11 protein-coding genes and 1 pseudogene are annotated in these 11,567 nt (G+C 66.7%); 3 read left to right on the top strand and 9 right to left on the bottom strand.

Going from position 1 to position 11,567, the window contains the following annotated elements; all coding sequences use genetic code 11:
* Positions 1–144: 144 nt before the first annotated feature.
* From ABZ293_RS12310 to ABZ293_RS12295, 4 genes are all read right to left on the bottom strand, one after another.
* Positions 145–1,365 carry a cytochrome P450 gene (locus ABZ293_RS12310; protein WP_355179875.1) on the bottom strand — a complete coding sequence of 407 codons (1,221 nt, stop codon included), beginning with the start codon at positions 1,363–1,365 and terminating at the stop codon, positions 145–147.
* A 141-nt stretch (positions 1,366–1,506) separates the two neighbouring features.
* Complete coding sequence (locus ABZ293_RS12305; protein ID WP_355179873.1) at positions 1,507–1,914, bottom strand: arsenate reductase ArsC; 408 nt, start codon at positions 1,912–1,914, stop codon at positions 1,507–1,509.
* 16 nt (positions 1,915–1,930) lie between these two features.
* Positions 1,931–2,653: an aquaporin gene (locus ABZ293_RS12300; protein WP_355179871.1), complete on the bottom strand. Its 723-nt coding sequence runs from the start codon at positions 2,651–2,653 to the stop codon at positions 1,931–1,933.
* Positions 2,650–3,027: a metalloregulator ArsR/SmtB family transcription factor gene (locus ABZ293_RS12295; RefSeq protein WP_355179869.1), complete on the bottom strand. Its 378-nt coding sequence runs from the start codon at positions 3,025–3,027 to the stop codon at positions 2,650–2,652. Before ABZ293_RS12295 ends, ABZ293_RS12300 begins: the two co-directional genes overlap by 4 nt.
* Before the next feature lie 114 nt (positions 3,028–3,141).
* Here ABZ293_RS12295 and arsM point away from each other — a divergent pair, with 114 nt between their 5' ends.
* Positions 3,142–3,954, top strand: coding sequence for an arsenite methyltransferase (arsM, locus tag ABZ293_RS12290; protein WP_355179867.1), 813 nt, complete (start codon positions 3,142–3,144; stop codon positions 3,952–3,954).
* Positions 3,955–3,964: 10 nt separating this feature from the next.
* Here arsM and ABZ293_RS12285 read toward each other — a convergent pair whose 3' ends face one another.
* The 4 genes from ABZ293_RS12285 to ABZ293_RS12270 form a co-directional block, all read right to left on the bottom strand.
* Positions 3,965–4,870 carry a LysR family transcriptional regulator gene (locus tag ABZ293_RS12285; RefSeq protein ID WP_355179865.1) on the bottom strand — a complete coding sequence of 302 codons (906 nt, stop codon included), beginning with the start codon at positions 4,868–4,870 and terminating at the stop codon, positions 3,965–3,967.
* 118 nt (positions 4,871–4,988) lie between these two features.
* Positions 4,989–6,410, bottom strand: a complete 1,422-nt coding sequence (locus tag ABZ293_RS12280; RefSeq protein ID WP_355179863.1) for an amidase — start codon at positions 6,408–6,410, stop codon at positions 4,989–4,991.
* Between the two features lie 18 nt (positions 6,411–6,428).
* Positions 6,429–6,920, bottom strand: coding sequence for a DUF2871 domain-containing protein (locus tag ABZ293_RS12275; protein WP_355179861.1), 492 nt, complete (start codon positions 6,918–6,920; stop codon positions 6,429–6,431).
* Positions 6,917–7,354, bottom strand: coding sequence for a DUF4267 domain-containing protein (locus ABZ293_RS12270; protein ID WP_355179859.1), 438 nt, complete (start codon positions 7,352–7,354; stop codon positions 6,917–6,919). Before ABZ293_RS12270 ends, ABZ293_RS12275 begins: the two co-directional genes overlap by 4 nt.
* Before the next feature lie 230 nt (positions 7,355–7,584).
* Between ABZ293_RS12270 and ABZ293_RS12265 the strand changes: the two genes are divergently transcribed.
* Together ABZ293_RS12265 and ABZ293_RS12260 are read left to right on the top strand one after the other, a co-directional pair.
* A complete protein-coding gene (locus ABZ293_RS12265; RefSeq protein ID WP_355179857.1) occupies positions 7,585–8,100 on the top strand; it encodes a tetratricopeptide repeat protein in 516 nt (171 codons plus the stop codon).
* Between the two features lie 139 nt (positions 8,101–8,239).
* A pseudogene (locus ABZ293_RS12260) lies at positions 8,240–9,088 on the top strand (glycosyltransferase 87 family protein); the annotation flags it as partial.
* Between the two features lie 251 nt (positions 9,089–9,339).
* On the opposite strand, the gene ABZ293_RS12255 reads toward ABZ293_RS12260, so the two are convergent.
* Positions 9,340–11,208 (bottom strand): potassium transporter Kup, encoded by a 1,869-nt coding sequence (locus ABZ293_RS12255; RefSeq protein ID WP_355180023.1) that lies wholly within the window; start codon positions 11,206–11,208, stop codon positions 9,340–9,342.
* Positions 11,209–11,567: the final 359 nt, after the last annotated feature.

Below are 11,567 nucleotides of genomic sequence, written 5' to 3'. Positions count from 1 at the left end.
GTGGTCCGAATGCCGCATTCATGGCGTCACCTGGAACGGCGCGTGGTCCGAATGCCGCATTCATGGCGTCACCTGGAACGGCGCGTGGTCCGAATACCGCATTCATGGCGTCACCTGGAACGGCGCGTGGTCCGAATACCGCATTCATGGCGACACCCGGAATGGCACACGGTCCGGCCAGCGCACATAGCTGCCGGGCGCATAGCGGACTCGGTCGATATCGACGACGAAATCCGGACAGCGCGTGAGCAATTCCTCGAGCGCCACGCATGCGACCATGCGTGCGGCGGCGGCGCCGAGGCAGTGGTGGTTGCCGTGGCTGAAGGTCAGGATCTGCTTCGGGCGTCGAAGTACGTCGAGTTCGCTTGCGTTGGGGCCGAATTCGCGTTCGTCGCGGTTAGCGGAGGCATACAGCAGCAGTGCGCGGCGTCCGGCCGGAATGGTCGTGCCGTGCAGCTCGGTATCGCGCACCAGGGTGCGCGCCAACCCCTGCACCGGCGAGGTGAGCCGGAGGAATTCCTCGACCGCGTCCGGGATGAGCGCCGGATTCTCGATCAGCAGCCGGCGCTGATCCGGGCGCTCGGTGAGCAGTTGCACCGCACCGCCGAGATTGCCGGTGGTGGTGTCGTTTCCGCCGGTGATCATGGTGAAGGCGAAGCCGAGAATCGAGATGATGCCCGCGTAGTCGCCGTCCGCGCCCAGGCCGGAGGCGACCAGATGTGAGATCGTATCGTCGGCGGGTTCGGCGCGGCGGCGTTCGATCAGCTGGGTGAAGTACTGCATCAATTCACCGATGGCCTCTTGGGCATCGAGCGGACTGCCGCCCGCGGAGGCGGTCATGATGAGATCGGTCCACTCGTCGAATTTCGGCCGATCCGGTTCCGGCACACCGAGATAGTGCGCGACCACCATGCTCGGCAGCGGTTTGAACAGTTCGACGACGATATCGCCCTCGCCAGCCGCCCGCAGCCGCTCCAGTCGCGCGACCACGAATGCGCGCACCTGCGGTTCGACCGAACGCACCTGGCGTGGCGTGAAGCCCTTCATGACCTGTCTGCGGAAGGTCGTGTGATCCGGCGGATCGGTGAAGACGAACGGCCGCGGCTGCGGCAGGCCGATTTCGCCGAGATCGCGGTAGTCGACGGTCAGCCCGTGCGCCGAGGAGAACGTCGTGACGTCGCGCGCCGCCGCGTGCACATCCGCATAGCGGGACAGCACATAGTAGTCGCTCGCCGGATCATCCTGGGGCACAACATGATGCACGGGATCATGTGCCCGCAGCTCGGCATACATCTGCCACGGATCCCGCCAGGTCTCCGCGGATCTCAATTCGAACTGCGGTCGGTGAGACAACTCTGTCGTCATGAACCGAGCGTAAGACAAAACATCAAAACTGTCTAGAACGTGTTCTAGGACTTGCTCGGCAGGCGAATCTGGCTCGGCGCGCTCGGTTTCGTGCTGAAGTCCAACCGTGGTCCGCGAATGTGGTCGGTGATGCGCCAGGTGTCAGCTCTGGATGCCGAGTTCACCCAGCAGGTCGCGCACGCGTTGTTCGATCTGGTCGCGGATGGCCCGGACGGTGTCCAGGTCTTGGCCCGCGGGATCGTCGAGTTTCCAGTCGCGGTAGCTGACGCCGGGAAAATAAGGGCAGGTGTCGCCGCACCCCATCGTGATGACGACGGTGGAGGTTTCCACGGTGTCGGGGGTGAGGATCTTGGGTGTCTGCCCGGTGATATCGATGCCGATTTCGGCCATCGCCTCGACGGCAAGGGGATTGATGGTGTCGGCGGGCGCGGTTCCGGCGGAGCGCACGTCGATGGCGCCGCCGGCGAGATGGGTGAGGAAACCCTGGGCCATCTGGGAGCGTCCGGCATTGTGGACGCAGACGAACAGGACACTGGGCTTGGCAGCCATGGGTGGATCGGATCTTTCAGTTGGCGGGAGTGGTGACATCCGCTGCCGATTCGGCAGTGGGGCTGGGGTAGAGGACGCGAACCAGGGCGAGTCCGGCGAGTGCGCCGATGATTTGGGCGGCGATGAATCCCGGGACGGAGGCGGGCGCGATTCCGGCGAACGTATCGGAGCAGGCGCGCCCGATCGTGACCGCCGGATTGGCGAATGACGTGGAGCTGGTGAACCAGTAGGCTGCGCCGATCCAGGCCGCGACCGCGGCCGCCGACAGCGTCGCGCGACCGGTGCGGGCCAGGGTGAAGATGACCGCGATAAGTCCTGCGGTAGCAATGATTTCGCCGACCAGATGTCCGCCGCTGACGCGGTGGTGGGTGGCGATCTGGACCGGGGTCTGGTCGAACATGACGTTCGCCAGCACCGCGCCGCCGATTGCACCGCCGATCTGCGCGCCGGTGTAGGCGATGACATCGCGGCCGGTCAGCCCGGTGCCGTGGCGCAGGCCGAGCAGCCAGTCCGCGGCGGAGACGGCGGGGTTGAAGTGAGCGCCGGAGACCGGCCCGAACATCAGGATCAGCACCGCGAGTCCGAATGCCGTCGCGGTCGAGTTCTCCAGCAGTTGCAGTCCGATGTCGTCGGGCGAGAGCTGGGTGGCGGCGATCCCGGAACCGACGACGACACAGACCAGTAGTGCGGTCCCGACGAACTCCGCGAGCAACCGCCGCGCCAGCGCGGGCGTGCTCATTCGGATACGGTGACGGGCTCGGCACCCGCGGTACTCAGGATGGCCGAAAGTCGTTGCAGCACTTCCGGTATCGACCAGTAGAAAACCCAGGTGCCGCGACGCTCGCTGTTGATCAGGCCGGCCTCGCGCAGCACCTTGAGGTGGTGGGAGATGGTGGGTTGGGACAGGTCGAACTGTGGGGTCAGCTCGCAGACGCAGATCTCCTCGCCGGGGCGGGACGCGATCAACGACAGCAGCCGTAGCCGGACCGGATCGGCCAGCGCCTTGAACGCCGCCGCCAGCTCCGTCGCCGCCTCGTGGTCCAGCGGGCTGGTCAAGGTCGGGACGCAGCAGGCGTTGGTGGAGCCGATTACCGGCAGATCCTGTTTCGACACCTATCTATATTGACATTCATCGATTCAGGGCGCAAGCTGTATCGACATTCATCAATACAGCCAGGTAGACCCGTCTTCTCGTTACCTGGTTAACCTACGAACTAGGGGTATGTCATGACAGATCAGCACAGCGAACTTCGTGAGACCGTCCGGGCGCGGTATGCCGAGGCCGCGAATATGGTTGCCGAAGGCGGTGCCGCCAACGATTGTTGCGGCAGCCCTTCGGTCGAGGTCGATAGCAACTTCGGCGCCAGCCTCTACCGGGCCGCCGACCGCGACCAACTTCCGATCGCCGCGACCGCCGCATCACTGGGCTGCGGCAATCCGACCGCCGTCGCCGAACTCCGCGAGGGCGAGCGGGTGTTGGATCTGGGTTCCGGCGGCGGCATCGATGTTCTGCTTTCCGCGCGTCGCGTCGGTCCGACCGGTAAGGCGTACGGGGTCGATATGACCGACGAGATGCTGGCCCTGGCGCGGGAGAACGCCGCGAAGGCCGATGCGGCGAACGTCGAATTCCTGAAGGGCACGATCGAGGCGATCCCGTTGCCCGCCAACAGCATCGACGTGGTGATCTCCAACTGCGTTATCAACCTGTCGGTGGATAAATCCGCTGTATTCGCCGAGATGGCCCGCGTGCTCGTGCCCGGCGGGCGGATCGGCATCTCCGACGTCATCGCCGACGATGCGCTCTCGGCACAGCAGCGCGCCGAACGCGGCGACTATGTCGGCTGCATCGCCGGTGCGCTCTCGTTCGCCGAATATCGCGCCGGGCTGGCCGCGGCCGGTTTCACCGAAATCGAAATCACCGCAACCCATTCCGTGGCCGACGGCATGCATTCGGCGATCGTCAAGGCCGTCAAACCGGCGCCGCAGCCGACTGTCGAGGATGCGCCGGCGCCGTGCTGCGGACCGACCTGCTGCTCTTGAGGCAAAGCGATCAGTTGCCGCCGACGACATCGGACACCGTTTCGGCGAATGCTCGGATCAGCGGTGTTTCCGCGGCGCTGCGCCACACCAGCGCCCAGCGGGAGGGCGCGGCATCACGGATCGGCACGAATGCCAGGCCCGGCCACGGGTAGTAGCCCGCGAACTCCGCGACGACTCCGGCGACGCACTGCCCCGAGGTCACTGTGTTGACCACCTGCTGCCAGGTGGACATCACCGGGCCACGCGCTATCGGGCGGCCCGACGGCGTGTAGAAGGGGTTGATGGCCTCCTCCATGTAATGCGGAATCGAGTCACCCGCCACCACCGTGGCGTCGCCGAGATCTTCCAGGCAGATCGAATCACGTTGGGCGAAGGGGTGATGGGCGGCAACCATGAGCAGCACCGGGGAGGTGTGGGTCACCGGGCCGATGGTGAGGTCGGGTTCCCGCACCGGCAGCCACAGCAGTGCCACATCGACCTCGCCGGACCGCAACGGATCCAAGGGCGCTGGCGGCTGGATCTCCCGATGCTGTAGCTGCGCTGCCGGATAGCGGTGCTGGAACAACTCCATCGCCTCGACGAGATCGTCGAGCCCGAACGGGTGCGGTCCGATACTGCCCAATGTGAGCATCCCGGCGGTGCCGCGCGCGGCGGCGGATACGCTCGCGACACCATCCATGATCTGCCGGTATCCCGCATTGAGTTCCCGATACAGCTGTTCGCCCAGCGGGGTGAGTCGAATCGCCCTGCTGGTGCGGTCGAACAGCGCGCCACCGAGACGCCGTTCCTGCTTCTTGATCGATTGACTCACCATCGCCTGGGTGACATGCAGACGCTCGGCCGTGCGACCGAAATGCAGCTCCTCGGCCAGCGCCAAGAAGATCTCGATGTCCCGTAACTCCACTTCGGCCCGCACATCAATACACGCGAGATGTGAATACCGCAGTTGCCGGTTACGGGAAGTGATCAGTCCAGATCGATTATCGGGTCGATCGATTCCGCACGACAGCCAGCGTGACGCTCGCACCGAGAACTCATCGGGAGTCGGGGTTGCCGGATCGCGGTGAAATCGGGGTCTCCAATCGGAATGCCGCCTCGATGCGGGCGGCGGCGGAGAGCCCGCGGTGTTCGGCGAATGGCGCGGTGATCAGCTGCACCCCGATCGGCAGTCCTTCGGCCGATAGCGCCGCCGGTAGCGTGACCGCGGGCAGTCCGAGGTAGTTGGCGGCAATGGTCAGCTGTTGTGCGGCATACATTTGCGCGACATTCGCGGTACCGCCGAGGTCGTAGCCGACCGGCCAGGGTAGCGCCGCCGATACCGGGCCGAGCACGATCGGATGGTCGGCGAGGAACCGGGACCAGGCGGCGCGCAGGGTGAGACGCTCGCCCAGCCCGGACATATAGCCCGCCAGGTCCAGCGGCGGGAACAGCTCGAGCGCGGTGTCGATGAAGGCGTTGAGTCCGGGGCTGCCGACGCGGCGCATGAGGTCCCGACGCTGGGTCACCACCTCGGTGGAGACGAGCCGGCCATAGGCCGTTGCCGTTTCGTCCAGCCGTGGCGCCGCCACCTCGGTGATCGGATGCCCGGCGCGCGCCAGCGCATCCGCGGCCCGCCGCACGGCCGCGCGTACCTGCGGATCGACGCTGCCATCCGCGCACACCGCGACCGCGGGCGTCCCGGTGGGGTCGTCGAGATCACGGGCCGGGATCCACGCGGGATCGCGCACATCGCCATCGATCATTACCGCGAAGGCAGCCGAGAGGTCGCGCACCGAACGGGCCACCGGCCCTGGCGCGGCGAACATCTGGTTGGTGGGCGCGGGTGCCGGTCCGGGCAGGCTGGACGCGACCGCGACCCGGCCGGGTGTCGTGCGCAACGAGGTGACACCGCAGAATGCGGCGGGCACCCGGAGGGAACCGCCGAAGTCGGTACCGAGTCCGAGCGGTGTCATACCGGTCGCCACGGCGGCGGCATCGCCGCCACTGGATCCGCCGGGGCTGCGCGAGGCGTCCCATGGGTTGATGGTCGGGCCCGCGGCGTCATTGTCGGTGTGCCAGCGAGTCGCGAAGTCCGGCATATTGGTTCGGCCGATCACGATTGCACCGGCCCGCCGCAGCGCCGCCACCGCGGGCGCATCCGACGGTGCGACCGCGTTCGCGAATGCCGCGACACCCCAGGTGGTGGGGCTGTCGGCGACGTCGAGATTGTTCTTGACGGTGAACGGCACCCCGTGCAGCGGCCCGATCGGCTCCGCTTGCCGATCGGCTCGAGCCGCCGCGGCCAACGCCGATTCCGCGAGCACGGAAGTGATCGCCGTGACCGAGGGATCGATCTCCGCGATTCGCGCCAGATGCGCCGACACCACCTCCGTCGCCGTGACCTCACCTGCCGCGATCATTGCGGCGAGGGATACCGCGTCGCGCGTCCACAGCGCGGTTGCCTGGCCTGTTGTCATCATTTCCTCATTTCGGGGTCAGGCGATTGCCGGTTCGGCGATTTCGCGCTCGGGAGCGGGTTCGCGCGCCGAATCGGGCTGGCTGGCAAGGCGTTTGCCGAGCAGGATGAACAAAAGGATCAGCCCGGCCGTCAGCAGGATGTGACCGGCCCCGGCGAGCAGCGCGATCACTTCGGAGTTCGATCGACCGAGGACGGTCAGGGTGCCGTGCACGGTCATCGCGGCGACGGTAATGACCAGACCGATGTTGTAGACGGTGAAAAACCAGCCGAACAGCCGGTGCGCGCTGAGGATGAACAGCTTCTCCAGCGCCAGGACGATGAGGAAGAACAGCATCCCCAGCGCCAGCAGATGGGTGTGCACCACGCCGAGCTGGGTCTGCCCGGTGAAATCCTCGATCTTGGTGAGTTCGCGGTAGTACAGGCCGGAGACCACCCCGACGATCATGTAGATGTGGGCGGTATTGAGGATCGTCTTCATCGCCGTCGTGTTCATCGCGGTGCCCGTCATCGCTTCTCGCCCCGCAGCAGCAGTGCTCCGGCGGCACCGACGAAGGCCGCGGTGAGGCCGTGGACGCCGATCGCGGTGGCGGTGGAGCCGCGGCGGACCAGGATGGTCAGCATGTCGCCAGTGGGGATCAATGCGATGGTCACCATGGCGATGCCGACCGCGCGCCGCTGCCGCGCCGCGAGCAGCGCGAGCAGGATCAGCCCGGTGACGACGTCGCGGACACCCTTGACATTCATGAATCCGGTGGCCTCGCCGCGCGGCCAGTCGGGCAGGCCGAAGTTCGGTGCCATCGAATCCGGAGCGACCAGGTAGCCGCCCCCGACAGCCATGATGAACGCCGTACCGACCAGGGCCCCGGCGGTGCCGAGCCGATCGGTGACGGTGCGCGAACCGCTAAGGGCCGCAGTGGTTTTCGGGTGGTCTGGAACGGACAACGATCTCTCCCGTGTCAAGGTGTGCAACAGTGCCGGTCTCGGCAGTTCCACCCTGCAATGCGCCCACCTGCCCGATCAACGACAGATCGGGTAATGACCTATTAGTCCAGAGTTATCGCCGATGCGGCGGATTCCGCAGTGGCCACCTCGGGGTGGGCGCACCAATCGTGCGCGCATTCGGCTACGAACAGCTGCGTAGTACGCACCGACTATCTGTCGAAAGGAGATCAATGCGCAGGTCGGCGTTCTGGTTCTGGGGCAGCAGGATTGGGGCGGGGGTGGCCGCGTACTGCACGATCTTCGCGGTCGGATCGTGGTTTTCCGACAACGGCTACTGGCGTGCCTATGCGGTCGCCGGGGTCGGCGGCGTCATCGCGTGGCGGTTCGGTCACCGGCTGGGAGTGCGAACCGCGGCGCAGGAGCGCGCGCCGGTGGCGCATCCGGACATTACCCAGCGTCGGTGGGAGCTGGGGCAATGTATCGACGCGTTCGGTGCGGAGGATGCGCGCACGCTCGGGGCGCAGTTGGTACTCGCCGATGCATGCTGGGCGTCGGGGCAGCACGACGAAGCGCTCTACTGGTACATGGCAACCCACGCCAGTTGCCTGCGTGCCCTCGGCCCCGATCATCCGATGTCGATCAAGGCGGAGCACCAGCTGCGCGACGCGCATCGCCGATTGAGATTCGGCCTGGGCGAAGATGATTCGGCCGGGCCGTCGGATTCGTCGGAGCCGACAACGCCCTGATCCCGGATGCCCTTCGACGGCGGTGCCCCCCACCTGCATCTCGTGCTGATCAGGGTCCCGATGGTTAGGCTGCGGCGTTGTGCGTGGGCTGTCGTCGGTATCGAGGTTGTGGTTGGTGTGGGGTGTCACTCGGCTGCTGATGGTGGTGTTCACCGGGGTGACGGCGCTGCCGCCCAGTATTTGGGATGCCGCGGCCGCGGACTTGACGCTGTACCGCGAATGGGCCGAACTCATTGTGTCCCAGAATAGTTTTCCGCTGCACGATGAGCGGTGGCAGTATCCGCCCGGTGCGGGCGCGCTGTTGGTGCTGCCCTGGCTGCTCGGTGGCGGGCACGGCTACAACTGGTGGTTCTTCGCGCTGGTCGCCGCGGCGGACGCGGGCGTACTGGCCTTGTTGATCCGGGCCGCGCCGCGCGCGGGCCGGGCGACCGGGCCATGGGTCTGGACGCTCGGGGTGGCATTGCTGGGCCGGGTCTGTTACGGCCGATTCGATCTGATCGTGGCGGCGGCCGCGGTCGTCGCACTGCTGTGGGCGACGCGCCGACCGGCGGCGGCGGGTGCGGCCGCCGCCGCTGGCGTGCTGCTGAAAGTGTGGCCGCTGGTGGTCGTGCTGGGGTTGCGCTGGCGGGCGCTGTGGCGGATGAGTGCGGTGGCGGCCGGTGTCGGTGTGCTGGCGAGCGCCGGGCTGACGGTGTTGGGTCCGGGCGCGTGGTCGTTCCTGCAGTTTCAGTCGAAGCGTGGGTTGCAGATCGAATCTGTCGCTGCCACACCGCTGTTGATCGCTCGGCTGGTGACCGGCGGCTGGCGCATCGTGCATCGCTACGGGGCCGAGGAACTGTCGGGGCCGGGGGTGTCCGCCGTGGCCCTGGGCTGCGTGGCGGCCACGATCATCGGCGGCGCGGTACTGCTGGTCGCCTGGTGGCGCATGCGGCCTCCGGCAGCGGATCTGGCCTTGGCCGCGGTGCTGCTCGCCTTGGCGACCAGCCGGGTACTCAGCCCGCAGTACCTGGTGTGGGCGGTGGCGGTGGCCGCGGTGTGCGCGCTCGACTCGCGCACCACACAGCGGCCCGTCGTGGTCCTGGTGCTGGTTACCGCGCTGGTGAGCCAGGTCGAGTTCCCGTTCGTCTACGACCGGGTGGCCACCGGAAGCTGGTCCGGCGTGCTGGTTCTGGCACTGCGCAACGCCCTGCTGCTCGGTGCGACCGTGTGGTCGATTGTGCGGCTGAGCCGCGGCACCGGCTACACCTCGATCTGTGAGCCCATGATGACCGTGCGGTCGCGGGGGAGGCCGAAGTATTCGGCGGCGTCGGCGGTGATGTGGCTGGTGGCGATGAACAGTCGCTTGCGCCAGTCCGCCATGGTCGGGGCGTCGCCGCGGCGCAGTTCGATGGTCGAGAGGAAGTACGAGGCGTCGTCGAGTTGCAGTAGGCCTTCGGTTTCCGCCGGGTCGAGTAGGGCCAGTGCGGCGGGCACGTCGGGGGTTTCCATATAGCCGTAGCGGGCGGTGACGAAGATGATGCCGTCCTCGCGGTAGCCGAGGTGGTCGATGGCGACGCGCTGGTCCACCGGAACGCGCGGCACCGGCTCGGTCTTGATGGAGATGATCACGATCTGCTGGTGCCGGACGTGGTTGTGCTCGACATTGGCCCGCATGGCCAGCGGCGCGGTTTGTTTGCCGCGGTTGAGGAAGATGGCGGTGCCGGGGACGGTGATCGCCGAGGCGGTTCCGCTCTGCAGTTCGTCAACGAACTCGCCGAGCGATCCCTCGCGCCGTTCGCGCTCGGCGGTGACGATTTCGCGGCCGCGTTGCCAGGTGGTCATGATGGTGAATGCGGTGATGCCGATCAGCAGCGGCAGCCAAGCCCCGTGCACGAATTTGGTGATATTGGCCGTGACGAACAGCAGGTCGACCGCCAGCAATGGGATCGCGCCCAGCGCGATCAACCACAGCGGTGTCTGCCATTTCGCGCGGGCGACATAGAAGAACAGCAGCGTGGTGATGGTGATGGTGCCGGTGACCGCCATACCGAATGCGTAGGCCAGCGCCGCCGAGGAACGGAAGGCGAAGACCAAGGTCAGCACCGAAACCATCAGCAGCCAGTTGATCCATGGCACGTAGATCTGGCCGATGGTGGACTCCGAGGTGTGCGCGATGCGCAGCCTGGGCAGATAGCCGAGCTGAGCGGCCTGCGCGGCGACCGAGTACGCGCCGGTGATCACCGCCTGGGAGGCGATGACCGTGGCCGCGGTGGCCAGCAGCACCATCGGTAGTCGCCCCCATCCGGGCACGAGCAGGAAGAACGGGGCGCTGAGATTGGCGGGATCGTCGAGGATCAGCGCACCCTGGCCCATATAGCTGAGTACGCACGCGGGGAATACCAGGACGAGCCAGGCGCGGGTGATCGCTCGGCGGCCGAAGTGCCCCATATCGGCGTACAGCGCCTCGGCGCCGGTGACCGCGAGCACGATCGCGGCCAGCGCGAAGAAGGCGATGTCGAAATGGCCGAACAGAAAGCTCAGCGCATACGTCGGTGACAGTGCCTTCAGGATCTCCGGATGTTTGCCGATGCCCGCGACACCGCACGCACCGATCGTGATGAACCAGACGATCATCACGGGCCCGAAAACCCGGCCGACCGCCGCGGTTCCGCGCTTCTGGACCAGGAACAACGCCACGATGATCACCGCGGTGATCGGCACGATCAGCTCTTCCAGCGAGGGTTCTACGACCTTGAGTCCCTCGACCGCCGACAGCACCGAGATCGCCGGGGTGATCATGCTGTCGCCGAAGAACAATGACGCGCCGAAGATGCCCAGCGCGGACAGTGCCATGGCGGTGCGGCGGCCGCCCGGCGCGGTCCAGCGCCGCAGCAGCGTGATCAGCGCCATGATGCCGCCCTCGCCATCGTTATCGGCGCGCATCGCCAGCAGCACATAGGTGACGGTGACAATGATCATTACCGACCAGAACACCAGCGACACCACACCGAATATGTTGTCCCGGCTGACCGGAACGGGATGCGGGTCGCTCGGGTTGAACACCGTCTGCAGGGTGTAGATCGGGCTGGTGCCGATATCACCGAACACCACACCCAGCGCAGCGACCACCACCGCGAGCCCGGCCGTACTGTGCGCACTCGACGGTGTTCCTGGCGTCTCTGCTGTCGCTGCCGTATGCGGTCGGTCGGTCACGGTGATCCTCCTCCGCGCGGATCGTTGAGCCAGCTGCCCGCGCATCGTGCCGGACGATACCGGCCTCACCTCACAACTTCAGCACATCCCCGGCTACCACGCTGCTCCCGATTCGCCCGGAACGGGACGGGAGCGGCTGTTCGGTCACCGGGACTGCGCCGGATACGCATCGCGGCCAGGCGTGTTGGACCCGCGTTGGTGGTCGTCCGTACCCGGGTCGTGACCCGTGCCACAGATTTGCGCCGGGCGGGAACTCTCGGCGTTCGGGCGCGACT

It is taken from the genome of Nocardia sp. NPDC005998 (assembly GCF_040614395.1).
Taxonomy (GTDB): domain Bacteria; phylum Actinomycetota; class Actinomycetes; order Mycobacteriales; family Mycobacteriaceae; genus Nocardia.
The sequence above is the reverse complement of the archived record's forward strand: the minus strand, read 5'-3'. Positions and strand labels throughout refer to the sequence as shown.